The following is a 26,947-nucleotide window of genomic DNA, read 5'->3' as shown; positions in this document are numbered from 1 at the left end:
CCCTTAACCATCCAGTGCTGCTGCGTTCATACCGAGTGAACAGGCCAGTAACGCAGCATCCTCCGCCTCATGGTTGGGTAGAGCCTGCTCAAACACCAGCAGGGCCGAGGTTTCAGGCTTGCGGCAAAAAGCCTCCGCCACACGGCCATGCGCCAGACGCACCCAGTACAGCACGCCACCCCATGGCCCTTCCACCAGCCCCGTGCCCTCCCCATCCTGTATCGACAGGGAAACCGTACCACCAGCGTTCAGCCCGATCCGGGCCGAGGCCAGATCCAGCATGCGCAGGCTTTCCTCCACCTCATCCAGCAACAGCAGGGCGCGGTCTTCCGCCGTGCCGTTCTGCCTGCCTGATGTATAACGCCACAGCCCATCATATGCAGGCATCATGCGCCTGCCATCGCAGTCCCAGCCTGCGGCCCGGGCCACCGGGCCATCCAGCCCGACCCGCTCCAGATCATCGGCCTGAATACGCCCCACACGACCCAGCAGGGCAGAAAGACCGGGGTATTCACGCCACAAAAGCACCAGTTGCGGGTACGCCTTCCGCCCCAGTTCGTACAATCTGGCGCACAGATCCTCCATCTGCGTTGCGTCCCGTACGGACAGGCCACCGGGGATGCAAACATCCATCAGCAACCGTGACCCGGTTATGGGGGCAGCCTCGGCCACCAGTTTTTCCCGCAGCGCCATACAGTGCGACGCCACAAGCTGCGCACCCGCCAGCCGCGCCATACCGGCCAGAGTGTACAGGTGCTGGAACAGGCGTTCCATTTCCAGCAAGGCTACGCGCAGGAGCGCTACTTCGGCCCCGACCTGCACATTGCAGGCATTTTCCACCGCCTGACAGAACGCAACCTGATGCGCCACGGAACTGCCCGCCGCAACGCGGCTGCTTAACCGGCAGACATCCTCTACCCGCGCATGCCGTGAGCGTGCGGCAATGCCCCGGTGGGCATAGCCTGTCTGTGTTTCCGCATTGGCGACAAGTGTGCCGGACAGGACAAGCCGCGTATAAAACGGTGGGACCAGATCGCCCGTTGCAGGGCCACACTCTTCCACCCGCCCCTTGGCGGCCGCCATGGCATCGGATGGCTGGAACGCCACAAGTCCCTTGCGCTGCCCGCCCCGGCCGGGTGCGGCGCAGAGCGGTGGGGCGGCAGACCACACATCATGGTCAAGCAGGGAGCGTACATCCACCGCCCACATGGCTTCTGCCCCAAACAGATCATAAATTGCCCGTTCATACAGGCTGGCGGCAACCCGTGCGGGGGAAAGGGCAGGATAACGCCCTCCTTCCAGCGCCAGTGTTGCGGCCAGTGGGTGCCCATCAGGCAAGAACAGGGCATGCACATCCACTCCATCGCACCACAGGCCGACAAAAGGCAGATCATCACCCTTGAGCATATCCACCATATCGCGCCAGGCCAGTTCATCCAGCCGGAAGCGCCATGGGGTGGAGGTCTGTTCGCCTGCGTAAATCAGTGCGGAAACATCCATCAGAACGCCCCCAGCATCATGGCCAATGGCACCAGAAAGCCCATAACGGTCAGCACCGAGCATGCCACACGCCCGGCCATGTCATCGGGCCAGAACAGGCGGGCGGCCTCCCGGTCCGGCACGGCGCGCAGCACGGCGGCCAGAATGCCACACACGGTCAGCACCGCAACGGGCCATGCCCAGTCGGTCATGACAGACAACAGGAGCAGGCACCCCACAAACGGCGCACCGGGAGGAAAACAGGCCAGAACATTGATCGCCCAGCCCCGCCCACTGCGGTTACCCCCGGCCAGGCACCAGCCACACAGGAACAGCAAAGCCGCAACATCCGCCTCCACGCCAACGGCCATAAGCGCCAGCGCGGACGGAAATGTGCGGAACAGCCTCTGCCTGTCTCCCGCCCGGCCAGCAGCAGCCGTTAACCAGACCGAAATAAGGCCCGCCGCCACCAGAGCCATTTCAAACGCAGCACCACCATGCCCGCGCAGCCGCATGGCCAGCAGGATGGATGCCCCCGCAAACGGAAGGAACAGGAAGCTATCGTTCTCATCGCGCCAGAACTGACCAAACGGAGCAAGCCCGGTTAAAATAACAAGGCCACATGCCATCATCAGGCCCGAAACCGTGCTCCCCTGCGGCAATAGCAGACCCGACAGCACAAGAACCGTTCCCACCGACCCGGTGCGGATTAACCCCCATCCGGTTTTGGCCTGCCCGGCCGGGCGCGTAAAAACAAACACTCCCCACGCCAGAGCCAGTTCCAGAATACCCAGCCCTACGGCCGGTTGAGGGGCAACACACGCAAGCCCCGCCAGAGCCGTGCAGACATGTGGCAGGCTACGCAACAGGCGGTCGGGCTGGATGCCGTTTTCCAGCACCAGCAGCAGCAGGCCGAAGGCGAGCATGACCCGCCCTGCCCTTTGCACCGGATCATCATCCCACCCGCTGGCGCCATTCCCGACCGAGGGGAACATGAACACGACAACCGCAAGCCCGCAGCCGATGGCGGCCATCCATATCGCGACTCCACGGCTATGAGGAGCAGGCAGCGCGGCCACAACCAGCGCACCAATAAAGGGCCACACAAATGCCAGTGCGGCCAGAAAAACCGTGGCCTCCATGCCCGCACTCATGCGCCAGCCCCTCCGCCCGGCTGCTCCGTGCGCCTGCCCCGCTGGCCAGCAGCACGCACGGACACAACACGCGGCATAATGCGGTGGATGCACATGCCCCCAAGGAGCAGCACCACCGCCCCGGCCAGAGCGGCTACACCCAGCACCACAGGCTGGTGGCCCAATACGGCAGACAGCAGAACACCTTCAATACAGGTTAAAAGCCCCGCCCACTGCCAGACCATGCTCTGGCGACACACAACGGCCACAAGCCCGGCGACCATGGTACACAGCCCTGCGGGAAAAACCGTATTCCCCGCGTGGTTGCACGCCAGCAGCAGCAAAACCATGAGGGCCAGTGCAAAAAACGGCACGGCCGCCCCTGTGCGTTCGTGTGTAGCATCGTGCTGGTAGCGGGTTAAAAAAAATGGCGGCAGGGCTGCAAACAGCAACGCCAGCGTGGCCCCTGCCTCCTGCACCGGAGTAAGCCCATCCACCAGCATGGCCAGTGCAGTCACCACCCCGACGGGCAGTAAAAAACCAACACCCCGCGCCACAACACACAAGGCCACCATAGGCACAAGAATGGCAACAAGGGTCATGGCGCATCCTCCATACCTGTGGCGGAAGCCTGCGAATTATCCTGCAAAACGGCAGACACGCTGGTCTCCTCCCGTTCGGCCAGAGAAGGATGAACAGACCAGGTCACCTGCAGGGCCAGCACTCCAAGCAAAAAGATACTGACCAGCCTTACCCGCACGCGCCGTAGCGGGGGCAGCACAACCAGCCGGACCAGTGCAAGCAACACCGCAGCCAACAGCAGCTTGGCACCCCACAGACCAAAACCGAGCATGCACTGGCTCAGCCATTGTTCCATGCCCGCATCATCAGGCAAGGCAAGGCTGCCCGGCCATGCCGTATCCAGCGCCAGCACAACCCATGCTATTTGCACACAATCTGCCGCCCAGAGCCACATGGCCCGCTCCGGCCCGGCCAGCAGGGCAAGCTGGCCATCCTGCATAGGCCACGCCAATGCGGGCACCAAAAACAGGGCCACACCGGCCAGCACAAAAGGCGCGCCATCGGTCAGGGGGGAAAGCCCGTGTACCGTGGCCAGAAAATCAGAAAAATCACGCGCGCCACAGAGCAGAAAAACCGGCACCAGTGCGGGCAGCAATAAAAATGCCCCCAGCATGCCGCGAGCGCCCTGCACGGCACCCAGACCACCACCCAGCACACAGGGGATGTTCAGCAACACCAGCGCCATAACCAGCACGCAGCAGATCAACAGCAAGCCCGGTGCGGGAAAACCCGGAACCGCCAGTGTCAATACCGGAACCAGCGCACAGCCCAGAACGGCCAGCACCAGTGCCGCCGCACAGGCAATACCAGTCAGCTGCGCGCCCTCCTGCTGCAAGCGGGGTCGGCGAAACTGGTGCCAGATGTCCTGCCACCGCCCCATGACCGGAAAAGCCGATACACCCGACAGCCGACCCGCCACCCGCCCGACAAGCCCGCTCAACCAGGGTGCTGCAAACACCATGGCCAGTGTTTGCAGGCCCAGAAGCGGCAGAAAGAGGAGGACCCAGCCCCAGGGAATGGAATGTGTCATTTACCCACAAATAGCCCGGCCAACAGCCCTGCCCCCATAAGAAGCAGGATCAGAACCATGCCCTGCGCTTCGCACCAGCTTATGGCCACGAACAGGCAACGCCGTGCATAACGCCAGAAAACCTTTCCTCGGCGTGACAGAATACCCCTTGCCCCCGGCACGCGCAGGGCCGTAACGGCCGCAGGCGTGGTAAAAAAACCGCGCCATGCTGGCCACAAAGGCAGCAGCCCCCCACCAGAACAGCCCTCCGGTACAGGTGCGGGGTCATTCCGGTCCGCAGGACTTTCATACACCGGGGCACCCTGCCGCCATGCGGTAACCTGCCGCAGAGCCGGGGCAAATAACATAAAACCAAACACCCGGACCAGCAGACCCGTGGCAAGCAGCACCAGCGCCTCCCCCAGTAAAACCAGCAATGGCGTCAGGCGGGCGGCGTGTCCTGCAAAATGCACTGTTGTCATATCCTGCCATGTTACAGGCAGCAGGGGCGGCCCCACCACCAGATGGTCTGCCACAAACAGCCAGGTTCCAGGCACAAAAGCCAGGATACTGCTCAGCACCGCGCATACCCACAAAGGCAGAACCATGGCAGCGGGGGTATCCGCCTCCCCCTGTGGGGTGGACAGAAGCAGCAGGCCCGCACGCACCAGAGCAGCACTCAACAGCACTCCAAGGGCGACAAAAAACACCACCAGCATAACCGCCAGAAGCGCCATAACCGGCTGCGTGGCCTCGACCGAATAACTCCCTCCCGCCAGAGCCGCCCACAGGAGCGCAAACCCACCACATGGAGGCAGAACCGAGCACTGGGCCAGCACCACACCCAGCAGGCACCGCGCCGCACGGGTCTGCAATACGCCGCCCTCACCTGCGTCATTACGCTGGGCCACCCAGAGCATGCCCAGCAGCGCCACAACAGGGGCCCCCATACCCAGCACCACGGCTGTACGAAACGTATCCGCCCCACCCAGAGGGGAGGAAAGAGCCAGCACAAGGGCCAGCACAAGCAGGCCGTACCAGCAGGCCGCCAGCCCTGCCACAAGAGCCGTGGCCTGCTGGCTGCGCATGGCCTGCGCAAGCCCTGCACACGCAACCACACCCCCACACGCCAGCAGGACCCCTTGCGACAGCAGGGGCAATTCCCCTACTTCGGCCAGCAGACGCCCAAGCAAAAACAGGCCAATACAAGCTGGCAGAACCCCCAACGCCCCCCGCTGCACGGCAATGGCCCACCCCACAAGCAGGACCATAACCCCCAAGAGCGGCACGGACAGGCTGCTATCGGCTGGAATACAGGCAGGCAGCACAGCAAAAGGCAGGCACAGCCCGCGCTTGCCATGCCCTGCCAGCAGCACAAGGGCCGTACCCGTAAACAGGCCAAACACCAGAGGCGAAAGGGCCAGAACCCCCAGACAGGCCAGCACGCAGGCCACACCGGCCCGGCCCCGGCCCACCACCCCCCCCACACAGGCCAGAATAGCCAGCATGGGCAAAGACGGCCCATCCGCCCCGAATACGGGGAACCACCCGAATTCCCCTTCCACCCGAAAAGCGGCACCGGTCAGGGCGGTTACACCTGCAATACCCCAGAGTGCCACCAGTATTTCGGCCCGCCAGAACGCCATGCCGCGCAGGACATTGTCCGGCAGCGCGGCAACAACACCCAGTGCTGCCAGCACCAGAAGCAGACCACTAAGAACACAAGTGAGAAGAATGGAACCCAGCCCCAAAACCTATGAACACGAAAACCGGCGGATAACACCATGAGTGCAGGTTGAATACAATGCGTTCAACCTGCACCAGTTCAGGCTCAGGATGTTTTTCCCGCCCCGGACGCTCCAACCATGCCAGCCAAGGGCGTACGCATACGCGCAAACCACCCTTTTTTACGCTGCACCGGCAAAGAAAGGGCAGAGTACATTTCCGGCACGGCTTCTACCAGAATAAGGCTGCCTCCGCCGGGGCAGAGCACCTTGCCTGCAATATCCATCCGTCTGCCACGCCTGAGTGTATGGCAGACCTGACTGGCTGGCAGAAACAGCGCTTCATCCCACTGTTCGGCCCGCAGCATGGCTGCCGCCAGCAACTGCCGTAATCTGGGTCGTGTAAAGGCGGCATCCCGTGCAAAGGGGGTACGCCGCAGTCTTGCACGCCCACCCAGCCGACTGGGCACAACCATAAGCAGACGCCCGTCATCCTTGAGCGCGCGGGCTGCTGAACGCAGCACGGTCAACGGATTTTCACGCCCTTGCAGGGCATGCACAAGCACAATGCGGTCAAACCTCTGTGGTTCAAACGGAAGGCTTGCAGGGTCCACCACACAGCACGGTCCGGGTTGCAAAACCATCTCGCCCCGCATGGCCCCAAAACTGGCCCCTATGCGCAGGGTGGACGCATCGCCCAGAGCATGCAGGTAAGGAACAGCCCCACCCAGCCCCAGAACAGACTGGTTTTTAAGCTCCGGCCAGAACCATCGCATGCGCTCGCCCAGCAGGCTGACACACACTCTGCCCGGTGGAGTCCCGTAAAAGCATTCTTCGCACGGCATGGCATTTTGCATGGTTCATGCCTATCATAGATTAGCCCGCCAAAGCCATGACCCAGCCCAGCAGCAGGAGGCCCCATGCCCCTTACCATTCGCGCCATTCCGGTCCTGAGCGATAATTATGCCTGGCTCCTGCGGGATGAAGCAACAGGCACGACCGCCATTGTGGACCCCGGCGAGGCTGCCCCCATAGAACGCACACTGGCTGAAGACGGGAACAGGCTGGATTTTATTTTACTGACCCACCACCACCATGACCATATTGGCGGCACTGATGCCCTGCGTGCCCGTTACCATGCCAAGGTGGCCGGCCCCGCAGCCGAACAGCACCGCATGCCAGCACTGGACCTGCCCCTGCATGACAATGACAGGCTGGAAATAGGCCAGAGCGCCGGGCAGGTTCTTGCCATGCCGGGCCATACACTGGGCCATATTGCCTATTACTTTGACCAGCCCCCGGCCCTGTTCTGTGGCGATACGCTGTTCAGCCTTGGCTGTGGCCGCCTGTTTGAAGGCACAGCACAGCAGATGTTTACAAGCCTGAGCAGGTTACGCACCCTGCCGGAGCAGACCCACATCTGCTGCGGGCATGAATATACGCTCTCCAACGCTCTTTTTGCCCTGAGCGTGGACCCCGAAAACCCCGCCCTGACAGCGCGGGCGCAGGAGGTACGCACCCTGCGCGACAAGGGATTGCCCACCGTGCCCTCTACCCTTGGGCTTGAGCGCGCGACAAACCCGTTCCTGCGCGCACCCGATGCGCAAACGCTGGCCAGCCTGCGCAAACGTAAAGACGCGTTCTGACCACCCAAGGCACCTACTGCGTAGCCTGCGTACCTTGTGGGGGTTGCATCAGCCTTACAACTGGTAAAATCTGCTCCAGCGGCACAGCCCCCATATACACATAGCCGTTCCGTGCGGAGAGCGAGAGAACAAGCTTGCCGCCTGACCGGTCCCCCCGGGCAATCATATCTTCCAGTGTGGTTTTAAAAACCGTCGCCTGCTCAGGGGGGAGGATTTTTTCAGGTTGCAGGCGCTCCACAAAAGGTTTCCAGTCCCGGACTGTCAGCCAGAAATCACCAGTCATGGCTGTGGCATGTCCACCCCGCACATGGCCGGTCACACCCAGTTTGAGGCCATTCCAGTCAGCCGAGGCTTTTTGCACGAGCAGTTCGGGCCAGATCGCCTGCCCGCTCTCCTCCTCCTGTTCCAGCACGCGCAGGCGCTCATACGGGCCGGGCATGGAAAAAGCGGCTTTGACATTTTGCAGGTATTGTGGCCATGCGGGAACAGTCATCTGCTCCACCGACAGGGAAAGGCCGAGCACGCTGGCCTGAAATGTAGCCTGCGTATTCCACAGCCATTCGCCCTGCACGTTGGTCATGCTCACGCCCGATGCGCGCACATGCACAAACGGAGCGGTAAACGCAGCACGCCCCGCAGGCAGGGAGCGCGCCGGCCAGAATACATCCACCGGGCTGCCTTCAAGCACAAATGCGCGTGTATCTTCCACGCCATCATGTTCATACGGCACGGCAAAGGACTGCGGTCCGTCCAGCCGCATATGCACCTGCATGGGATGCCACGGCACCACCTCCAGCCAGACACGGCTGACTGCGTATTCCACTGCCCCTCTGGCTGGCCCGCCATGCATGGTGGGGGTGCAGGCTACACGCACACCCTGCAACGCCAGACCGGCCCGGAACAGCCCTCCCGTGTGCTGCCTGCCCTGATAGGTTATCTGGCACAGCCCGGCAGGGTGCGTAACAAGCTGGTCGAGATACTGCTGGCTCTTCCAGCAGAACGCGCCAGCTCCGCCACCAAGCAGCACAACACCAGCCGCGAGCGTTACAAGGGCCGTTTTTACAAAACCCGTCATCCCCACCTCAAATGGCTGTATTCCGCCTGCCGCGCAAAATTATCCACAGCCTGACCTCCTCCCCGGCAGCACCTTGCCCTGCGGCAACCTAGCCTATGCCTCCATCCAATTCCACAGCAAATGCAGCGAATACATGGAGCTTGAAAATTCCTTTACAGGAAATGGATTTTTTCAACACATGCCCGCGCGAACCTTGATGCATACAAAATACCTTCTCCTGATTTACTTAAGGGCATGCAGTAAATCAGGAGGCAATACTGGTATGACCCTTTTATGACATGGATCATATTCCACAAAGTTATCCACAAGGATGGGTGGTTTATCCTCTGTCCGCCAAACCCTACCTGAAGCTACAGGCCACAACCGGGCTCAAGCGCGCGCCAGCTTTTTTCAATCTCTTCCAGCAGGACTGCTCTTCTGGTCGGGCCAATGCTGGGGCCAATGCACACATGCAGCACGCCCGACCGTTTGACAAATGCATTCCGCCCCCAGAACAGGCCCGAATTGGTGGCAACAGGAATAACCGGCAACCCCGTATGGCTGGACATGGCGGCAATACCGGGCTTAAGCGCCACATGCTCACCCGGCATGGTGCGCGTTCCTTCAGGGAAAATAATAATCTGCCGGTTATCGGCCACCGCCTTGTCCGTGCCCTGCAACAGCAGCCGCAGGGCACGCGCACCCGCCGCACGCTCCACCGGCATCATACCCGTAAGGACCAGCATGGGGCCAAGCAGGGGAATACGGGTGAGTTCGCCTTTCATGACATAGCATGGCCGTGGCAGAAGCAGCATCCAGACCAGCGTATCGAACGCAGACTGGTGCTGCGAGGCAATAAGGGCCGGGCCGGACTGTGGCAGATGCTCCAGCCCGCTCACACGCACCTGCACCCCGCAGATGGCACGGAACAGCCACAGGACCAGCCGCGACCACAGTTTGGCGTAGGCCAGCGCACGCCCGGGCATAAACCAGCGGATTGGCAATGCGCCAACCCCCATGACCCCGGTCAGCACAAAAGCCACAATATTAAACACGACGGAACGCACAACAGCCATGAGAACAAACCCGTTACAACCCGCATAATTTAGTCTTTGATTAACAGGTGCTGGACACCAGAAAACCGCCGTTGTGGCAAGCAAAACCACATAAAACCAGACCTGCCATACCTGTTCCGTCTGGCTTATGGTCCTCTATGGCTGTATAGCAAAGCAGCACTTTGCATAGAAAGACAGGATAATATGAGCGACTACAAGGTAAAGGACCTCTCGCTGGCCGATTGGGGTCGCAAGGAAATTTCCATTGCTGAAGGCGAAATGCCGGGTCTGATGGCGCTGCGCGAAGAATACGGCGCAAGCCAGCCCCTTAAGGGCGCACGTATTGCCGGCTGCCTGCACATGACCATCCAGACCGCTGTTCTGATTGAAACCCTGATCGCTCTGGGCGCAACCGTGCGCTGGTCTTCTTGCAACATTTTCTCCACGCAGGACCACGCTGCCGCAGCCATTGCCGCTGCCGGCGTTCCGGTGTTCGCATGGAAAGGCCTGACGGAAGACGAATTCAACTGGTGTATCGAGCAGACCATTCAGGGCCCCGATGGCTGGACCCCGAACATGATCCTCGATGACGGCGGCGACCTGACCGTGATGATGCACGAGCAGTACCCCGAACTGCTGGCCAAGGTTAAGGGCCTGTCGGAAGAAACCACAACGGGTGTGCACCGTCTGTGGGAAATGCAGAAAAAAGGCACGCTGAAGGTTCCCGCCATCAACGTGAACGACAGCGTTACCAAATCCAAATTTGATAACCTGTATGGCTGCCGTGAAAGCCTGGTGGACGCCATCCGCCGTGGTACCGACGTCATGATGGCAGGCAAGGTTGCCGTTGTTGCCGGTTATGGTGACGTGGGCAAAGGCTCCGCAGCCTCCCTGCGTAATGCTGGCTGCCGCGTGCTGGTAACAGAAGTGGACCCGATCTGCGCTCTGCAGGCCGCCATGGAAGGCTACGAAGTGGTCACCATGGAAGCCGCTGCACCGCGTGGGGACATTTTTGTAACCGCAACTGGCAACGTGGACGTCATTACCGTTGACCACATGCGCGCCATGAAAAACCGCGCAATCGTGTGCAACATCGGCCACTTTGATTCCGAAATCCAGATCGGCGGACTGCGCAACTTCACGTGGGACAACATCAAGCCGCAGGTTGATGAAGTGGTGTTCCCCGATGGCAAGCGCCTGATTGTTCTGTCCGAAGGCCGTCTGGTCAATCTGGGCAACGCAACCGGCCACCCGTCCTTTGTGATGTCTGCTTCCTTCACCAACCAGACGCTGGCCCAGATCGAACTGTGGACGGCACCTGAAGGCAAGTATGATGTTGCCGTTTACACCCTGCCCAAAAAACTGGACGAAAAAGTTGCAGCCCTGCATCTGGCCAAAGTTGGCGCGCAGCTGAGCAAGCTGAGCGAAACACAGGCCAAGTACATTGACGTTCCGGTTAACGGTCCCTTCAAGCACGAAGAATACCGTTACTAAAATATCCTGAACAAAGGGTGGGGAACTGCTCCATACGGAGTGCTCCGCCCTTTTTCGGGCTTTGGCCCAGCCGGTACAGGTACACCACGCATGCCTCGCCGTGGCCTACCACCTCTCCCTTAAAAAAACTCCTGACTGGTCGCGGTTTTTAAACCCGGACCTACCTGCCCCGGCTCCGGGCATTACCCTACACTGGGTTTCTGCCTGTGCGGAGTACCCTCGTTTTTAAAAGCCGCAGTGGCCGGGGGTATAACCAGCCCGGTTGTATCCACAACCACAACCAGAAGCCCGGCTATGGGGGACGCAACCCTGTCCTTGCGTAAGAGGGCTGCAAACCTGCGGTCCACGGTGGCGCGTTGCTCGTACTCCGTATCCAGCAGCCCGTGGCGGTCAATGAACACATTGAGTGATGACGGAATGCGGATGCACCCTTCGGACGCCGTACGGCCCAGCCGCTGCTCCAGATAAACCGGGTCTGTTGCGTGCATTTCCAGACGGATCTGCACTTTGTCCCGGCTTGGTAGCCAGCCTTTTTCAGCCCATTGCCAGCCAAAATCCCAGACGCGCATCCCCGTAGTACCGTTTCCCATAATGCCGTTTTCGTTTTTGGTACCCAAAGCCCGGTAGCCAAGCCGGGTTGCTGAATTGGGAAAAACGCCAGTGGGGGTAATATAATAATACTGCCGTCCGGTTGTGCCGGTGGATACTTTGGTGCTGCCAATAACCTGCCAGTCCGCGCTACCGGGAATAGCCAGAATCAGGCACAGACGCTGCACCTTTGGGTTGCGGTCCACCACCACAAGCACCTGTGGGCGGTCCAGCACATAACCTGCCTGCTCAAGCTGCTGCCGGGCCAAAGCCACCCATGCTGCTTTATAGGCTGAGGAAACAGAAACAGCGACAGGCACCTCGCGCCTGAAAGCCAGTGTCAGCGCCCATGCTTCCTGCCGGGCGGCATCCTCCCCAAGAACGGGGGGAGAGCCATTTACGGAAGAAGAGGGTGGCGTGGCACCAGTGACCCCGGCAAAAGCGGGGTCCAGTGCCCGGTCATCCACACCCGCAGGGGGTGTGCCCGGCTGCATGGCAATCTGAGTGCCAGTGCTGGCATGACCGGCAGGGCCTGCATTCTGCCGTACCATACCCTGAGCGCACACCATGTTCGCCCCGACCAGAAAACCACCAGCCACGGTCAGGCAGACTGCCAGCTTCCCTGCCACACACATACATACTCTCCCCCGTATGCAACTACGGAAGAGAGTATGGCATTAGTCCTAACAAGAAGAAAATTTTCTCAGATATTGATCGCGCGGTTGTCAGCGCCCAGAGCCGCTTCCTTGACGGCTTCGCTCAGGGTTGGGTGCGCGTGGCAGACACGGCCAATATCTTCCGCCGAGGCACCAAACTCGATCGCCATTGTGGCTTCGGCAATCAGTTCACCTGCTGCGGGGCCAATAATGTGCACACCCAGCACGCGGTCTGTCTGCTTGTCAGCCAGCACCTTGACAAAGCCATCCGTCATGCCCAGTGCGCGAGCGCGGCCATTGGCAAGGAAGGGGAATTTGCCGGTCTTGTAGGCAACGCCCTTGTCCTTGAGCTGCTCTTCCGTAAAGCCCACGGAGGCAACTTCGGGCCATGTGTAAATCACGCCGGGAATGGCATCGTAATTGACGTGTCCGGCCTGCCCTGCCAGCAGTTCGGCCAGAGCCACACCTTCCTCTTCCGCCTTGTGGGCCAGCATGGGGCCAGCAATAACGTCCCCAATGGCGTAAATGCCGGGTACGTTGGTCGCGTAATGGGCATCCACTTCCACACGGCCGCGCTTGTCCAGCGCAATACCGGCTTCTTCCAGCCCCATGTTCTTGCTGGCTGCCGTACGGCCAACCGCAACCAGCACCACATCAGCTTCCAGCGTTTCCACCGTGCCACCAGCAGACGGTTCGATGCTGAGCACAACGCCTTTTTTGGTTTTTTCGGCCTTGGTCACCTTGTGGCCCAGCTTCATCTTGAAGCCCTGTTTGGTCAGCAGTTTCTGGAACTGTGCGGCCACTTCATTATCGGTGCCGGGCACCAGACGGTCCAGAAACTCCACAACGGTGACTTCCGCGCCAAGGCGGTGCCATACGCTCCCCAGTTCCAGCCCGATAACGCCGCCACCAATAACCACCAGACGCTTGGGCACTTCGGACAGTTCAAGCGCACCTGTAGAGGTGACAATAACTTTTTCGTCCACTTCAATACCCGGCAGGTTTGCGCTGTCGCTTCCACTGGCAATAATGATGTGCCTGGCGGTTACCGGCTTGCCATCCACACTCAGGCGGCCCGTGCCTTCAACCTTGCCATGGCCTTTAAGCCAGGTGATGCCGTTTTTCTTGAAAAGGAACTCAACCCCTTTCACGTTGGCACCAACAATATCGGCCTTGCGGGCCTGCATTTTGGCCAGATCAAGCTTTACGCTATCAATCAGCACACCATGGGCGGCAAAATCATGCCCCGCAGCATGATAGTTTTCCGAAGACTGAAGCAGAGCCTTGGAAGGAATGCAGCCGACATTCAGGCAGGTGCCACCAAGAGTTGCGCGTTTTTCCACGCAGGCAACCCTGAAGCCAAGCTGTGCCGCACGAATGGCGCAGACATACCCACCCGGCCCCGCGCCAATAACCACAACGTCATAATCCGTCTCGGCCGGGGGAGCCGCTTCAGCCTTGGGGGCAGGTGCCGCCTGAGCAGGGGCAGGCTGCGCTGCCGGGGCAGCGGCCTTGCCTGCGGCTCCGGCTTCCAGCAGGGCCAGCACGGCACCCACTTCAACCTCGTCCCCTTCCTTGACCGCGTGGTTTTCCAGCCGACCGGCGGCAGGGGCGGGCACTTCCACGCTCACCTTGTCCGTTTCCAGTTCCACAACCGGTTCGTCTTCCTTGACCGCTTCGCCCGGCTGCTTCAGCCACTTCCCTACCGTGGCGGTGGTCACACTTTCTCCAAGGGTTGGTACTTTAATTTCGGTCGGCATGGGTATTGTCTCGCTCACGTTAGGGTCTGCAAAAAAGGAAAGGCCGGAGCAGCGCCTGGGCAGCCTCCGGCCTGTGCCAGTGTCAGATCAGACGTCAATCAACAGGCGGCGGGGGTCTTCCACATTCTGCTTGAGCCGGACAAGGAAGCTGACCGCCTCCTTACCATCCACAATGCGATGATCGTAGGACAGGGCCACATACATCATGGGGCGGATGACCACCTGACCGTTTACGGCAACCGGGCGATCCTGAATGGAATGCATGCCCAGAATACCGGACTGCGGGGAGTTCAGGATCGGGGTGGACAGCAGCGAACCGTAAATACCGCCATTGGTGATGGAGAAGGTACCACCGGAGAGTTCATCCAGTTTGAGCGTGCCTTCCCGCGCGGCCTTGCCAAACCCGGAAATGGTTTTTTCAATCTGGGCAAAACCCATTTTGTCGGCATCGCGGATAACCGGCACCACCAGACCGTTGGGGCCACCCACGGCAATACCGAGGTTGATGAAGTCGCGGTAAATAACGTCTTCACCGTCGATTTCGGCGTTAATGGCCGGGAATTCCTTGAGTGCCGCAATAACAGCGCGGGAGAAGATGGACATATAACCCAGCTTCACACCATGCTTTTTAACAAAGCTGTCCTGGAACTCGGCACGCAGCGCCATGGCACCGGACATGTCGATTTCGTTAAACGTGGTCAGCATGGCCGCCGTGTTCTGCGCTTCCTTCAGGCGGCGGGCAATGGTGCGGCGCAGGCGCGTCATTTTTACGCGTTCTTCACGCGGGTCGTCCTTGCGGGCGGCTTTGGGTGCGGCGGCGGGGGCTGCCCCCTGCGGCTGGGCCAGAAAGCCCAGTACATCGCCTTTGGTAATCCGCCCGCCAAGGCCCGTGCCCTGACCAACCTGCCCCGCACTCAGGCCATTTTCGGCCATGATCTTGCGAGCAGCAGGCAGAGCCGCCGCGGAATCAACTGCCCCAGCCACAGGCTGTGCTGTGGGAGCGGGGGCGGCGGGGGCTTCCACCTTCTTTTCCGCCGCTACAGCCTTGGGCGCTGCGGGGGCTGCCCCTGCCTTGCCGGGTTCAACGGTTGCCAGCAGGGCACCCACTTCAACCTCATCCCCTTCCTTGACGGCCTGCGGGCCAAGCACACCAGCCTGCGGGGCGGCGACTTCCACACTGACCTTATCAGTTTCAAGTTCAACGACTGGCTCGTCTTCCTTGACCGCCTCACCCGGCTGCTTCAGCCATTTGGCAATGGTTGCCGTGGTCACGCTCTCGCCCAGTGTTGGCACCTTGATCTCGACTGACATCCTGTTCCCCATTCTTCTCAAGAAAGCCCCTGTGTGGGGTAATGGTTTTGCCACACAGGGTTTTTCTTCCGCGTAAGGCGGACAATTTTTCTAAAATTCCAGACCCTGCTCAGCGAGCCGCCTTCAGCCCAAGTGCGCGGTCCACAAGGTCCGCCTGCTCGGCGGCATGGATCCGCGCAAGACCGGTCGCCGGGCTGGCGGCGGCTGCACGCCCCACATACTGCGGACGCCCCGCCTTGTGGCCTGCACGCACCAGAGCCTTTTCAATCCGCCGGTCCACAAAGTGCCACGCACCGCCATTTTCCGTTTCTTCCTGACACCAGACAATATCTGCCTCAGGATAACGCTTGAGCTCGGCTGCGAGAGCTGCTTCAGGGAAGGGGTAGAGTTGCTCCACACGCACGATGGCGACATCCTTGATGTCCTTTTCGCGCCGGGCGGCAAGCAGGTCATAATAAACCTTGCCCGAGCAGACCACCACGCGGCGGACCTTGGCATCCGGCCCCAGGTCATCCACCTCAGGCAGAACGGGGCTGAAGCGCGTCCCCGGCCCGAAATCGGCCAGAGCGGAAACCGCGAGCTTGTGACGCAGGAGGGATTTGGGCTCCATCAGCACCAGCGGCTTGCGGTAATCCAGCTTGAGCTGGCGGCGCAGAGCGTGGAAGTAGTTTGCAGGCGTGGTGATGTTGCACACAAACATGTTATCTTCCGCACAGAGCTGGAGATAACGCTCCAGACGTGCGGAGGAGTGTTCCGGCCCCTGCCCTTCGTACCCGTGGGGCAGAAGCAGCACCAGACCGGACATGCGCAGCCACTTGGTCTCACCCGATGCAATGAACTGGTCAATAATGACCTGCGCACAGTTGGCGAAGTCCCCGAACTGGGCTTCCCACAGAACCAGCGTCTGCGGGTTGCGCACGGAGTAGCCGTATTCAAAACCCAGCACGCCGTATTCAGACAGCAGCGAGTTCCAGATTTCGATTCTGGCCTGATCTGCCTGAATATGGTTCAGGGGTGTGCAGGGCATCTGGTTGACCTGATCGGTCCATGTTGCATGGCGCTGGCTGAAGGTACCGCGCTGGCAGTCCTCGCCAGACAGGCGCACACGGTGGCCTTCCAGCAGGAGCGAACCAAAGCCCATGGCCTCACCCGTTGCCCAGTCGAACCCTTCGCCCGAGCTGAACATGGCCGCCTTGGCCTTGAGCTGGCGCGCAATCTTGGAATTGAGGTTGAACCCATCAGGCACATTGGTAATGGCGGCCCCGATTTTTTGCAGCGCATCCAGAGCCACACCCGTATCGGGCCATGCCTGTTCGGGCTTCTGCCCCGGTGCGGTGAGCCCCTTCCAGCCGCCTTCCAGCCAGTCTGCCTTGTTAACCTTATAGGACTCGGCAGCTTTGTAATCCGCTTCCAGCCGGTCCTGGAACGCATCCCACTGGGCCTGCGTTTCGGCTTCGGTCATGACCCCTGCTTCCACAACACGGCGGGCATACAGGGTATGCGGCGTTTCGTGGCTGGCAATGGCCTTGTACATGACGGGCTGGGTAAAGACCGGCTCATCCGTTTCGTTATGGCCATGGCGGCGGTAGCAGACAATGTCGAGCACAATGTCGCTCGCAAATGCGTGGCGGTAATCCGCGGCAAGACGCGAAGCGTAGATGACGGCCTCGGCATCATCCCCATTCACATGCAGGACCGGTGCCTCAATGGATTTGGCAAGGTCCGTGCCATACACGCCGGAATGCCCGCATTCAGGGTTGGTGGTAAAGCCGACCTGATTGTTGACCACCATATGGATGGTCCCACCCGTGCGGTAGCCGGGGAGCTGGGACATGGCGAAGGTTTCGTAAACAATCCCCTGCCCGGCAAATGCCGCATCACCATGAATGATAATGCCCATGCTGCCCGTGCGGTTCTGCGTATCACCCGCGTCATCCTGCGTGGCACGCACTTTGCCCAGCACAACGGGATCCACCGCCTCAAGATGTGAGGGGTTGGGCAGAAGCGAAATATGAACGGTGCGCCCGTTCACCTCCACATCCGCCGAAGAGCCCAGATGGTACTTGACGTCCCCTGAGCCTTCCACATTGTCGGGCTTGAAGGAACCACCGGCAAATTCGTTGAAAATGGCCACGTAAGGCTTGCGCACCACGTTGACCAGTGTGTTCAGGCGGCCACGATGGGCCATACCGATGGTCACCGAGCCAACACCCTGCCCCGCGGACTGGTCCACAATGGCGTGCAGGGCTGGAATGGAGATTTCCCCCCCTTCCAGCCCAAAGCGCTTCGCACCCACATAACGCTTCTGGCAGAAGGATTCGAACCCTTCCGCTTCAGCCAGATTCTTGAGAATGCTCCTGCGCTCGGCCACGCTGACATTCTGCTGCCAGTTATCGCTTTCCAGCCGGTTACGGAACCATTCGCGCTGTTCGGTATTCCGGGCATACAGGTATTCCGCACCAATATTGCCACAGTACACCGTGCGCAGGGCCGCAATAACGTCCTTGACCTTGGCTGTGTTGCGCCCCTTGAGCAGAGGGTCCAGCAGGGAGCCGATAAAAACCTCACGGTCCAGATCCTTGGAGCCAAAGCCGTAGGTCTGGGGGTTCAGTTCCTCACGCTGGGAGGGAACCTTGAGCCCGAGCGGGTCAAGCGTTGCTTCCAGATGACCAAATTCGCGGTAAGCGCGGACCAGCCGGGCAATAGCCAGACTATCCTGCGCGGCCAGACCACCAGCCGGACCACCCTTGGCGGGCGGTGGTGGCTCTTCCCCCGTAATAATGGACGGGCGCGGCGCCCAGGATGCGCCAAGCGCATCATGCAGCACGGCCGCCTCGTCATCCCCCAGCGAGCTGAAGAGAATATCGAAGGAGGGATCTACACTTTTTGGATCCTTTGCCCACCGGGCATACAAATCCGCAAGGTACGCGATATTGGCACCGTTCAGAGCGGTTGCCAGCATATCCGATACCGCCATCTCACATTCCTCCCTGTCGCGGGGTGATCACGCGCCGCAGACCAGATGTTGTGTCACACTCCAACGTAAGCCGGACCATCTTTTCCTTCACCCCACCCATACGGCGGGGTGCCCTTGATATCCCTTGCCGGGAGCACACAGCCCCGGCTCTTTCTGTCTCAAGAGCTAGACCGGCCATGGGAGCGGAACAAGGGCACCGCCTGTCACGCTCTAGCGAGGCTGTGCGCCGCCTGTGCCGCCTGTGCGCCGTGCTCAAGCCAGCTTTCACTGCCCATTTCCGCCAGACGGGAGGCTGTACGGGCAAATGCGTCCGACCCCTCGCCCTCGGTAAACAGTTTGTCAGGTGTGGCCGCAGCCGAGGCAAACAGCAGGTTTCCGTTGTCGTACAAGGCATCTATGAGGGTAATGAAGCGCCGTGCCAGATTGGCTTCGTCCTGTCCCATGCAGGGAATGTTATCGATCACGACAACGGGAAAACGTCGCGCCAGCGCCAGATAATCGTTCGGTCCCAGCGGCTTTCCACACAAAGAGTTGAAATCGAACCGGCAGACCGGCCCCGCCGCCTGCTCCACCTCAAAACTGCGTCCAATAAACTCCAGCGTTACGGGCTGGGGGCTGACCCCACCGGCCTGATGGGCAAAAATACGGTCCAGCGTGGCATGGGCCTGCGCATCGGCCGGGACCAGCCATGTCTGGCGGTCCTGCTCGCGCCCACGCCGGTAATCCCTTGGGGAATCCAGCTCGATCGTATCCATCTCACGCCGGATAATGGCGATAAAGGGCTTAAAGGCGTCCGCCCCCGGCCTGTTCTGGAACAGTTGGGAGGGTTCAGTGTTGGAGGTGGCCACAATCACCACGCCATCGGCAAACAGGGCCTCGAACAGGCGGCCCAGAATCATGGCATCGGCAATGTCGTTCACCTGAAACTCGTCAAAGCACAAAAGCTGCACACGGGCTGCAATGGCCTTGGCCAGCGGAGGAATGGGGTCGGCCATGCCGGGATTGGCAGCCTTGAGGGCATGCAGCTTCTGGTGCACGTCCTGCATGAAACGCAGAAAATGGATGCGCTCCTTGAGCCTGACAGGCGCACAGCTAAAAAACAGATCCATGACCATGGTTTTGCCACGCCCGACCCGCCCCACAATATAAAGTCCGCGCAGGCGGTCCTGCGTGGGCTGCGCGGGCTGGCTCATCAGCTTTCTGGCCAGCCCCGCCAGAAAACCCCCGCTCCTGCTGGCAGGGCTGGCCGCCTGCGGCGCGCGCGCGGGCATGGTGGCAAGTTCGCGCCATAACTGGTCCAGACGTTCGACCACACGGGCCTGATCCGGATCGCTCTTGATGTCCCCCGCAGCAATGCGCTGCCGGTAAACTGCCAGAGGCCCCTGTGCGGTCGCAGCGGAGGCCCCGCTCGTGTTCATGTCTGTCATAAGTCTGCCCGATAACGGCTTGGAGGCTCTTTCTGCAAGCATCAACACCTCTCCTAACCGTGTCGTGACAAGGCCGAAGAGCTCTGGTGCTGTTGGAAAGTCCAAAATACCCATATCGGAGTCCATGCCATGACTGACTGGAATGCCTATCGCGCCAACATGCAGAAAAACGTCAAGGAACTGGCGCAGCTAACCCCCAACACGCTCAAGGGTTTGCAAACGCTGGAAACTCCTCTGCCTGAACTGAAGCATCTGGACGCCAAAACGCGTGAACTGATCGCGCTGGCCGTAGCCGTAACCACACGGTGCGACGGCTGCATTGCCGTACACTCCGCCGCTGCCCGCAAGACAGGCGCCAGCAAGGAAGAAATAGCCGAAGCTCTTGGTGTGGCCGTGGCGCTGAACGCAGGGGCCGCCCTTGTCTATTCCAGCCGGGTGATGGAAGCGTTTGACAGCACGGAAAGCTGACCCACCCCGCCGCAAACAGGCGCGGAGGCCACACCGCCGCACGTCTCATTCCGCCTGAGCCAGAGGCAGGGTGGGCATACCGTGGCCGCCGGGCCTGAGTACCCACAGCCGTTCCCTGCGTATCTGCCGGTCACTGACCACCCGCACGCCCGAAGCCAGAAAAACCACCTGCGCTCCCACCCGCCAGGCGGAAAAACGATCCAGCCGGACCGCAACATCAGGGCATGATGCCCTCAAGGGGGCCGCGCTCACCACCAGATCAGCCTGCGCACACAGGTCTGGGGGGAGCGGGCTGCGCCCGTCCGTGGGATCATGCACACGCAGCACCACTTCGAGCTTATTGCGGAGTAGGGTGCAGGTGCCCCCAGCATCGCCCTCCCCACAGATCAGGCTGCCATCGGGTGTTTCCGCCGCCTGCTCCGCCGTGGTGGAAAAGTCGGTTACGGGCATGGCCAGCGCCTGTGCCCAGGCAGCCTTTATGGTCTGCTCATCCCGCGCATGGCCCATAACCAGTATGGCGGCGTGGTCGCGCACCCCCATTAACTGCCCATCCGGGCTGATCAGAAGGTCAGGCCGGGCCACCAGCCATGGGCTCAGGGTGGCGCACAGCACAACAGGCATGCCCCACCACCGCAGCCGCCCCCGCCACAAACACAGCCAGCACAGGCCCAGAAGCACGCCGGCAAGCCCCCAGCCGGGCATGGCGGGTATCCCCATGCGCGCACCCGGCCAACCCGCCACACTCCGCGCCAGCCACAGCACAACACGCACACCGGCATCCATAAGGTATAAAAAAGGCGCATCCGCATGCAGGGGCATGGCCGCCAGCGCCGCCAGCCCCAGCGGCATAATCCACACGCCCATAAGCGGCACGGCCAGCAGATTGGCCAGCACAAAAAACGGCTGCACTACCCCAAAATGGGCCATCACCACCGGCAGGGTGGCCGTGCCAGCCAAAAGGCTGGTCAGCACCAGCATAACGCCATGCCGGGCCAGCCCGTGCCTAGCCCCCGTAAGCCCGGACAAACCACGGATCAGACGGGGGTGCAGCACCTCATACCCCGCCACAAGCGCCATAACTGCGGCCATGGACATCTGAAAAGCCACATCCAGCACAACCTGTGGCGCCACCAGCAGCATAAGGGTTGCCGCCAGCGCCAGCCCCCGCATGGACACAGCCCTGCGCCCCACCATAAGCCCCATCACCACAATACTGGCCATAAGCCAGCTCCGCACGGCAGGCAGGTGCGCGCCCGTAAGCAGCACATACCCCCCGCCCACGCCCCATGCCACAAAGGCGGAAAGCGCTTTGCAGGGCCACCGCAGGGCAGCATATTCCCACGCGGCAAGCGCCATGCGGCAAACCAGCATGGCCGCCCCCATGACAAGGCCAAGGTGCAGCCCCGCTACCGCCAGCAGATGTGCAAGCCCTGCGGCGGCAAAATCTTCCCGCACATCCTGCGGCACGGCCTCTGCCCGGCCATCCAGCAGGGTGGCGACAACTGCGCCGGAAGGACCGGGCAGAACAGCCCGCACACGCGCGTTAACCCGCCCGCGCACGGTAGCCACCCCCTGCCAGAAACCTGATACCCTGCCCTGTACCCGCGGTTCCACCTGCACGGGCTCCAGCGCGTAACCGCTCCCTGCCTGCCCGGAAAACCATGCCTCGAACTGCCTGTCGCGCCCACCGGGCAGGGCGGGAAAAGGCGGGGACTGCACCATAGCCCGCACCCGCAGGCCATCCCCCGGCACGAGCAGGGTCGAATCGTGTTGAACCAGCCGTATGTCCAGAGTGCGGCGCAGGGGGGCCATGCCATCATCTACAAAATCATGCAGAATAACATGCGCAAGGGTTACGCGCCGCACCACCTCCCCCTGCCCCTGCCCCGCGGGTGCCGGAAAAAAGGCGACATCGCGCACAATACCGGAAATTTCGGTACCCCGGCGGGGCAGTTCAGGCATGGGCGGCTGGCGGTGGGCCGCGCACCATGCCGCCCCAAACCCCACGGCCAGCGCCATGCCCGCCCCACCAGCCAGCCGCGCCACAAGGCTCTGCCTCCAGTAAAAACAGGCTCCAAGGCACAGGCCCGCCACCCCTGCGGGTATGCCCACACCACCGGGTAGCCCCGGCTCATACGGCCATAAAAAATAGGCAAGCGCTCCCAACCCCAGCAGGACCGGAACCCACAGCACAAACCGCCTGAACTCCGCATCCAGCAACACCATGACAGACATCGGGTTCAGCATATGGCTCCCTGCGCCCGCGCGTGATAAAGAAGCGCCCCATGACGACCATCCGCACACGCTTTGCTCCGAGTCCGACAGGCCTGCTGCATATTGGCAACGCCCGCGCAGCCCTGTTCAACTTCCTCTTTGCCCGTCACCATGGCGGTCAGTTCCTCCTGCGTATTGAAGATACCGACCGCGAACGCTCCACCCAACAGGCCGTAGATGTTATTTTTGCGGGTCTGGACTGGATGGGCATTACGCCGGATGAGGAACCCGTCTTCCAGTCCTCGCGGGAGGCACGCCACCGCGAGGTTGCACTGGAACTGCTTGAAAAAGGTCTGGCCTACAAGTGCTACTGCACGCCAGAAGAACTCAGGCAGATGCGCGAAGACGCCACGAAAACAGGCAAGCCCCCCCGCTATAACGGCCTGTGGCGCGACCGCGACCCCGCAGACGCGCCCGCAGGCGTCCCCTACGCCATCCGCATCAAGGCCCCACGTGAAGGGGATGCGGTTATTGATGATCTGGTGCAGGGCGAAGTCCGTGTCGCCAATGTGGAACTGGATGACATGATCATCCTGCGTTCCGATGGCACTCCCACCTACCAGCACGCCGTGGTGGTGGATGACCACGACATGGCCATTACCCACGTGATCCGTGGTGACGACCACCTGACCAACACCTTCCGCCAGGCCATGATCTACCGCGCCATGGGCTGGGACCTGCCGCGCTTTGGCCATCTGCCGCTTATTCATGGCCCCGATGGCGCCAAGCTTTCCAAACGCCATGGCGCGCAGTCCGTGGTGGAATTCCGCGACATGGGCTACCTGCCCGAAGCCCTTTGCAACTACCTGCTCCGTCTGGGCTGGGGGCATGGGGATGCGGAAATCCTCTCGCGCGAAGAACAGATCAAGCTGTTCGACATTGATGGCGTGGGCCGTGCGCCCTCGCGCATGGATTACGCCAAGCTCGACCACATCAACGCCGTATGGCTGCGTCAGGCGGATGACGTGCGCCTGACCGATGACGTTATGGAACGCCTGAAAAAAGTTGAAGGCGTTAATGTGGACGAAACCACCCGTGCCCGTGTGCTGGCCCTTATGCCCGGCCTTAAGGAACGCGCACGCACTCTGGTTGAACTGACCGAGAGCGCCGCCTTCCTTGGCCGCCATGTGCCCCTGCCCATGAACGCCAAGGCCGAAAAGCTGCTCACCCCCGAAGGCCGCGCCCTGCTGGGTGAACTGGCGCGGGATCTGGCCGTGGTGGACCCTTTCAGCCCCGAAAACATAGACGCCGCCCTGCGCGCCTTTGCCGAGCGTGGCGGCCACAAGCTTGGTCAGGTTGCCCAGCCGCTGCGCGCAGCCGTAACCGGCTCCAACTCCTCCCCCGGAATTGATGCCACGTTGCAGGCACTCGGCCGGGATGAAACACTGGCCAGAATAGGAGCCGTTCTGCATGGCTAGCTTTCCCGGCCGCCACACCCGGCATCTGCTCGGGCTGGAGGGCATGACGCCAGACCAGATCGAGCCGCTGCTGGATCTGGCCGAGAGCTACGCCCTGCTCAACCGCTCCCGCAAGGTCCCGCGCGATGTGCTGCGCGGGCGCACCCTGATCAACCTGTTTTTTGAAGACAGTACGCGCACGCGTACCTCCTTCGAACTGGCAGGCAAGCGGCTGGGGGCGGATGTGATCAACATGTCCGTCGCCCAGTCCTCGGTGAACAAGGGGGAAACCCTGCTGGACACCGCAGCCACCCTTAACGCCATGCGCACGGACCTGCTGGTGGTCCGCCACTCCCAGTCCGGTGCGCCCGCCCTGCTGGCCCGCAAGGTGGAAGCCTCGGTCGTGAATGCGGGCGATGGCATGCACGAGCACCCCACGCAGGCTTTGCTGGATGCGCTGACCATCCGCCGCCACCATGACACTCTGGGGGGGCTTAAAGTCGCCATCTGTGGGGATGTCGCCCATTCCCGCGTGGCGCGCTCCAATATTCATCTGCTTACCACAATGGGCAGTTCCGTGCGCCTTGTAGGCCCGCCCACACTGGTGCCGGGCAACCTTGGCCAGCTTGGGGTGGACATCCACCACAGCATGGAAGACGGTCTGCGCGATGTGGACGTGGTGATGATGCTGCGCCTGCAGCGCGAGCGCATGTCCTCCGGGCTTATCCCCAGTGCGCGCGAATACTTCCGCTTTTTCGGTCTGGACCGCAGGCGGCTGGATCTGGCGCACAAAAACGCGCTGGTCATGCACCCCGGCCCCATGAACCGGGGCGTGGAAATTGACAGCTCCGTTGCCGATTCCGACCAGAGCGTTATTCAGGAACAGGTGGAAATGGGTGTGGCCGTACGCATGGCCGTTCTGGACCGCCTTACACGCAGCAGGCAAACGCCATGACCACCGTTGTTTTTGAAAATGTTCGCCTGATCGACCCCGCCTCAGGGCTGGACCAGCCCGGCCGCCTGCTGGTGCGTGACGGGCAGATCGCTGGCATAGACAAACCCGGCGCAGAAGGCAGGCCAGACGGTGCCACCCATGTGGATGGACAAGGTGCCGTGCTTTGCCCCGGTCTTGTGGACATGCGCGTGGAAATTGGTGAACCCGGCTACGAATACCGTGAGACCATAGCCTCCGCCACCCGCGCTGCCTCTGCGGGGGGGATTACCACCATTGCGGTGCTCCCCACCTGCAAACCCGCCATAGATAACCCTGCCCTGGTCCGGATGCTCCGCGCCCGTGGGGAGGAGACCGGGGCCGTAACCATTCTGCCCTATGGTGCCCTGACCAAAGGGTGTGAAGGCAGGGAACTGGCCGAAATCGGCCTGCTGCACGAAGCCGGAGCCGTGGCCTTTACCGATGGCAACCGCGCCATAGACCCTTCCCGCCTCATGCGGCTCGCTCTGGCCTATGCCAGCGGGTTTAACGCCATGGTGGTGCAGCACCCCGAAGACCCATCCCTTGCCGGGTCGGGCTGTGCCACATCTGGCGCGCTGGCCACCCGCCTTGGGCTTGCGGGCATTCCCACAGCCGCCGAATCGATCATGATCGCGCGGGACATCCGTCTGGCGGAACTGACCGGGGGCCGCCTGCATTTTGGCCATGTCTCCACAGGAGAAGGGCTGGACCTGATCCGTCAGGCCAAGGCGCGCGGGCTGAACGTGACATGCGATACAGCCCCCCCCTATTTTGACCTGAACGAAAACGCGATTGGCGATTTCAGAACCTATGCCAAGTTCTCCCCCCCCCTACGGAGCGAGGAAGACCGGCTGGCCGTATGTGCCGGGCTGGCCGACGGCACGATTGACGCCATTGCCTCCGACCACCACCCGCGTGATGCGGATGACAAGCGCCTGCCCTTTGCGCAGGCCGCAACCGGGGGCACGGGCATGGTTACGCTGCTGGGCGTAACCCTTGCGCGTGTGCATGATGGCACGCTGGGTCTGCCACAGGCCCTTGGTCTGCTGACCTACCGCCCGGCTAGCCTGCTGGGCGTGGAAGCCGGAACACTGGCCATAGGGGCCATGGCCGATCTGTGCCTGTTCGCCCCAGAGCAGAGCTGGCTGGTAACGGCAGGCAAACTCCCCGGTCGTGCGCAGAATACCCCGTTTGACCACCGCCCGCTGGAAGGCCGCGTGCTGGGCACATGGAAGGCGGGGCAGCGCGTTTATGAGGCAGACGCGGCATGAGCGGGCAGCTTCCCTCCTACGTGCTGTGGCTTATGGCGGCCATGGCGTTCATGGGCTACGCGCTGGGGAGTGTTCCGTTCGGGCTGATCCTGACCAACCTTGGCGGTGCGGGAGATTTACGCAGCATCGGCTCGGGCAATATTGGCGCGACCAACGTGCTGCGCACCGGCCGCAAGGACCTTGCCGCCGCAACGCTGGGGCTGGATGCAGGTAAGGGGTTTCTGGCGGTTCTGATCGCATGGGTCATGACCTCGCCTGATTATTCCGACCATACCGCATCCCTTGCCGCCCTTGCGGCGGTGGTGGGGCACTGTTTTCCCGTTTTTCTGGGTTTTCGGGGGGGCAAGGGCGTTGCAACGGGGCTGGGAGCACTGCTTGCTCTCTCCCCCATAACCGGACTGGTCGGGTGTGCCGTGTGGCTGGGCGTTGCCAAGCTCTCCCGCATTTCCTCCGCCGGGGCGTTGGCTGCCTTTGTGGTCATGCCCATTGTTATTCTGGCCCTGTACGGGTTTTCCTTTCAGGCCAGCCCAAAGCCCATGGCAACGCTGCTGATCAGCCTGCTGGTCATTGCCCGCCATCATGAAAACATTGCCCGTATCCTGCGGGGTACCGAGTCCCGCATTGGTCAGAAAAAGGACTGACCGGCCTTTGCGCCAACTGTTTCCCCCC

At 61.5% G+C, this 26,947-nt stretch carries 21 protein-coding genes; 7 read left to right on the top strand and 14 right to left on the bottom strand.

Annotated elements, in window-relative coordinates; all coding sequences use genetic code 11:
- Positions 1-3 precede the first annotated feature (3 nt).
- From AB2L51_RS04135 to AB2L51_RS04110, 6 genes are all read right to left on the bottom strand, one after another.
- Positions 4-1,563, bottom strand: coding sequence for an NADH-quinone oxidoreductase subunit D-related protein (locus AB2L51_RS04135; RefSeq protein ID WP_395581156.1), 1,560 nt, complete (start codon positions 1,561-1,563; stop codon positions 4-6).
- A complete protein-coding gene (locus AB2L51_RS04130; protein ID WP_395581155.1) occupies positions 1,500-2,633 on the bottom strand; it encodes a hypothetical protein in 1,134 nt (377 codons plus the stop codon). Before AB2L51_RS04130 ends, AB2L51_RS04135 begins: the two co-directional genes overlap by 64 nt.
- Positions 2,630-3,214, bottom strand: coding sequence for a hypothetical protein (locus AB2L51_RS04125; RefSeq protein ID WP_395581154.1), 585 nt, complete (start codon positions 3,212-3,214; stop codon positions 2,630-2,632). Before AB2L51_RS04125 ends, AB2L51_RS04130 begins: the two co-directional genes overlap by 4 nt.
- The gene (locus tag AB2L51_RS04120; RefSeq protein ID WP_395581153.1) at positions 3,211-4,224 is read right to left on the bottom strand and encodes a hypothetical protein; all 1,014 of its coding nucleotides are present in this window, start codon (positions 4,222-4,224) and stop codon (positions 3,211-3,213) included. Before AB2L51_RS04120 ends, AB2L51_RS04125 begins: the two co-directional genes overlap by 4 nt.
- Positions 4,221-5,954: a hypothetical protein gene (locus tag AB2L51_RS04115; protein WP_395581152.1), complete on the bottom strand. Its 1,734-nt coding sequence runs from the start codon at positions 5,952-5,954 to the stop codon at positions 4,221-4,223. The genes AB2L51_RS04120 and AB2L51_RS04115 overlap by 4 nt, the downstream gene beginning before the upstream one ends.
- A gap of 80 nt (positions 5,955-6,034) precedes the next feature.
- The gene (locus tag AB2L51_RS04110) at positions 6,035-6,784 is read right to left on the bottom strand and encodes a class I SAM-dependent methyltransferase (protein WP_395581151.1); all 750 of its coding nucleotides are present in this window, start codon (positions 6,782-6,784) and stop codon (positions 6,035-6,037) included.
- Between the two features lie 63 nt (positions 6,785-6,847).
- Between AB2L51_RS04110 and gloB the strand changes: the two genes are divergently transcribed.
- Entirely contained in the window at positions 6,848-7,573 is a 726-nt protein-coding gene (gloB, locus tag AB2L51_RS04105; protein ID WP_395581150.1) for a hydroxyacylglutathione hydrolase, read from the top strand.
- Positions 7,574-7,586: 13 nt separating this feature from the next.
- On the opposite strand, the gene AB2L51_RS04100 is transcribed toward gloB, so the two are convergent.
- Both AB2L51_RS04100 and AB2L51_RS04095 read right to left on the bottom strand, forming a co-directional pair.
- Positions 7,587-8,648, bottom strand: a complete 1,062-nt coding sequence (locus AB2L51_RS04100) for a DUF2125 domain-containing protein (protein ID WP_395581149.1) — start codon at positions 8,646-8,648, stop codon at positions 7,587-7,589.
- 350 nt (positions 8,649-8,998) lie between these two features.
- Positions 8,999-9,703, bottom strand: a complete 705-nt coding sequence (locus tag AB2L51_RS04095; RefSeq protein ID WP_395581148.1) for a lysophospholipid acyltransferase family protein — start codon at positions 9,701-9,703, stop codon at positions 8,999-9,001.
- A 183-nt stretch (positions 9,704-9,886) separates the two neighbouring features.
- On the opposite strand from AB2L51_RS04095, the gene ahcY reads away from it, so the two are divergent.
- A complete protein-coding gene (ahcY, locus tag AB2L51_RS04090) occupies positions 9,887-11,176 on the top strand; it encodes an adenosylhomocysteinase (RefSeq protein ID WP_395581147.1) in 1,290 nt (429 codons plus the stop codon).
- A gap of 182 nt (positions 11,177-11,358) precedes the next feature.
- On the opposite strand, the gene AB2L51_RS04085 is transcribed toward ahcY, so the two are convergent.
- The 5 genes from AB2L51_RS04085 to zapE all read right to left on the bottom strand — a co-directional run bounded on the left by AB2L51_RS04085 (position 11,359) and on the right by zapE (position 19,937).
- Entirely contained in the window at positions 11,359-12,399 is a 1,041-nt protein-coding gene (locus tag AB2L51_RS04085) for a L,D-transpeptidase (RefSeq protein ID WP_395581146.1), read from the bottom strand.
- A gap of 68 nt (positions 12,400-12,467) precedes the next feature.
- Positions 12,468-14,180, bottom strand: coding sequence for a dihydrolipoyl dehydrogenase (gene lpdA / locus AB2L51_RS04080; protein ID WP_395581244.1), 1,713 nt, complete (start codon positions 14,178-14,180; stop codon positions 12,468-12,470).
- A gap of 87 nt (positions 14,181-14,267) precedes the next feature.
- Positions 14,268-15,491: a 2-oxoglutarate dehydrogenase complex dihydrolipoyllysine-residue succinyltransferase gene (gene odhB, locus AB2L51_RS04075; protein WP_395581145.1), complete on the bottom strand. Its 1,224-nt coding sequence runs from the start codon at positions 15,489-15,491 to the stop codon at positions 14,268-14,270.
- A 109-nt stretch (positions 15,492-15,600) separates the two neighbouring features.
- The gene (locus AB2L51_RS04070; protein ID WP_395581144.1) at positions 15,601-18,468 is read right to left on the bottom strand and encodes a 2-oxoglutarate dehydrogenase E1 component; all 2,868 of its coding nucleotides are present in this window, start codon (positions 18,466-18,468) and stop codon (positions 15,601-15,603) included.
- A 203-nt stretch (positions 18,469-18,671) separates the two neighbouring features.
- On the bottom strand, positions 18,672-19,937 hold the full coding sequence (zapE, locus tag AB2L51_RS04065; RefSeq protein ID WP_395581143.1) for a cell division protein ZapE: 1,266 nt from the start codon (positions 19,935-19,937) through the stop codon (positions 18,672-18,674).
- A gap of 87 nt (positions 19,938-20,024) precedes the next feature.
- Between zapE and AB2L51_RS04060 the strand changes: the two genes are divergently transcribed.
- Complete coding sequence (locus AB2L51_RS04060) at positions 20,025-20,363, top strand: carboxymuconolactone decarboxylase family protein (protein WP_166110783.1); 339 nt, start codon at positions 20,025-20,027, stop codon at positions 20,361-20,363.
- Between the two features lie 45 nt (positions 20,364-20,408).
- Here AB2L51_RS04060 and AB2L51_RS04055 read toward each other — a convergent pair whose 3' ends face one another.
- The gene (locus AB2L51_RS04055; RefSeq protein WP_395581142.1) at positions 20,409-22,610 is read right to left on the bottom strand and encodes a ComEC/Rec2 family competence protein; all 2,202 of its coding nucleotides are present in this window, start codon (positions 22,608-22,610) and stop codon (positions 20,409-20,411) included.
- Positions 22,611-22,648: 38 nt separating this feature from the next.
- Between AB2L51_RS04055 and gltX the strand changes: the two genes are divergently transcribed.
- The 4 genes from gltX to plsY are packed head-to-tail and all read left to right on the top strand — an operon-like array spanning position 22,649 to position 26,919.
- The gene (gene gltX / locus AB2L51_RS04050) at positions 22,649-24,055 is read left to right on the top strand and encodes a glutamate--tRNA ligase (RefSeq protein ID WP_395581141.1); all 1,407 of its coding nucleotides are present in this window, start codon (positions 22,649-22,651) and stop codon (positions 24,053-24,055) included.
- Positions 24,048-24,989 (top strand): aspartate carbamoyltransferase catalytic subunit, encoded by a 942-nt coding sequence (locus AB2L51_RS04045; RefSeq protein WP_166110792.1) that lies wholly within the window; start codon positions 24,048-24,050, stop codon positions 24,987-24,989. The genes gltX and AB2L51_RS04045 overlap by 8 nt, the downstream gene beginning before the upstream one ends.
- The gene (locus AB2L51_RS04040; protein WP_395581140.1) at positions 24,986-26,278 is read left to right on the top strand and encodes a dihydroorotase; all 1,293 of its coding nucleotides are present in this window, start codon (positions 24,986-24,988) and stop codon (positions 26,276-26,278) included. The genes AB2L51_RS04045 and AB2L51_RS04040 overlap by 4 nt, the downstream gene beginning before the upstream one ends.
- A complete protein-coding gene (plsY, locus tag AB2L51_RS04035; RefSeq protein WP_395581139.1) occupies positions 26,275-26,919 on the top strand; it encodes a glycerol-3-phosphate 1-O-acyltransferase PlsY in 645 nt (214 codons plus the stop codon). The genes AB2L51_RS04040 and plsY overlap by 4 nt, the downstream gene beginning before the upstream one ends.
- The last annotated feature ends 28 nt before the right edge of the window (positions 26,920-26,947 follow it).

It is taken from the genome of Acetobacter fabarum, from assembly GCF_040702925.2.
GTDB classification, from domain to species: Bacteria; Pseudomonadota; Alphaproteobacteria; order Acetobacterales; family Acetobacteraceae; genus Acetobacter; species Acetobacter fabarum_B.
This window is presented reverse-complemented; position numbering and strand designations above follow the sequence as displayed.

What these genes read in the sequence shown, in the direction of transcription:
- AB2L51_RS04055 (WP_395581142.1), bottom strand. Translation starts at nt 22,610, where the DNA reads ATGCTGAACCCGATGTCTGTCATGGTGTTGCTGGATGCGGAGTTCAGG.
- AB2L51_RS04095 (WP_395581148.1), bottom strand. Translation starts at nt 9,703, where the DNA reads ATGGCTGTTGTGCGTTCCGTCGTGTTTAATATTGTGGCTTTTGTGCTG.
- gltX (WP_395581141.1), top strand. Translation starts at nt 22,649, where the DNA reads ATGACGACCATCCGCACACGCTTTGCTCCGAGTCCGACAGGCCTGCTG.
- AB2L51_RS04060 (WP_166110783.1), top strand. Translation starts at nt 20,025, where the DNA reads ATGACTGACTGGAATGCCTATCGCGCCAACATGCAGAAAAACGTCAAG.
- AB2L51_RS04085 (WP_395581146.1), bottom strand. Translation starts at nt 12,399, where the DNA reads ATGTGTGTGGCAGGGAAGCTGGCAGTCTGCCTGACCGTGGCTGGTGGT.
- ahcY (WP_395581147.1), top strand. Translation starts at nt 9,887, where the DNA reads ATGAGCGACTACAAGGTAAAGGACCTCTCGCTGGCCGATTGGGGTCGC.
- AB2L51_RS04120 (WP_395581153.1), bottom strand. Translation starts at nt 4,224, where the DNA reads ATGACACATTCCATTCCCTGGGGCTGGGTCCTCCTCTTTCTGCCGCTT.
- zapE (WP_395581143.1), bottom strand. Translation starts at nt 19,937, where the DNA reads ATGCTTGCAGAAAGAGCCTCCAAGCCGTTATCGGGCAGACTTATGACA.
- AB2L51_RS04070 (WP_395581144.1), bottom strand. Translation starts at nt 18,468, where the DNA reads ATGGCGGTATCGGATATGCTGGCAACCGCTCTGAACGGTGCCAATATC.
- AB2L51_RS04045 (WP_166110792.1), top strand. Translation starts at nt 24,048, where the DNA reads ATGGCTAGCTTTCCCGGCCGCCACACCCGGCATCTGCTCGGGCTGGAG.
- AB2L51_RS04125 (WP_395581154.1), bottom strand. Translation starts at nt 3,214, where the DNA reads ATGACCCTTGTTGCCATTCTTGTGCCTATGGTGGCCTTGTGTGTTGTG.
- AB2L51_RS04135 (WP_395581156.1), bottom strand. Translation starts at nt 1,563, where the DNA reads ATGCTCGGTGCTGACCGTTATGGGCTTTCTGGTGCCATTGGCCATGAT.
- AB2L51_RS04040 (WP_395581140.1), top strand. Translation starts at nt 24,986, where the DNA reads ATGACCACCGTTGTTTTTGAAAATGTTCGCCTGATCGACCCCGCCTCA.
- AB2L51_RS04130 (WP_395581155.1), bottom strand. Translation starts at nt 2,633, where the DNA reads ATGAGTGCGGGCATGGAGGCCACGGTTTTTCTGGCCGCACTGGCATTT.
- AB2L51_RS04100 (WP_395581149.1), bottom strand. Translation starts at nt 8,648, where the DNA reads ATGACGGGTTTTGTAAAAACGGCCCTTGTAACGCTCGCGGCTGGTGTT.
- odhB (WP_395581145.1), bottom strand. Translation starts at nt 15,491, where the DNA reads ATGTCAGTCGAGATCAAGGTGCCAACACTGGGCGAGAGCGTGACCACG.
- lpdA (WP_395581244.1), bottom strand. Translation starts at nt 14,180, where the DNA reads ATGCCGACCGAAATTAAAGTACCAACCCTTGGAGAAAGTGTGACCACC.
- plsY (WP_395581139.1), top strand. Translation starts at nt 26,275, where the DNA reads ATGAGCGGGCAGCTTCCCTCCTACGTGCTGTGGCTTATGGCGGCCATG.
- AB2L51_RS04110 (WP_395581151.1), bottom strand. Translation starts at nt 6,784, where the DNA reads ATGCAAAATGCCATGCCGTGCGAAGAATGCTTTTACGGGACTCCACCG.
- gloB (WP_395581150.1), top strand. Translation starts at nt 6,848, where the DNA reads ATGCCCCTTACCATTCGCGCCATTCCGGTCCTGAGCGATAATTATGCC.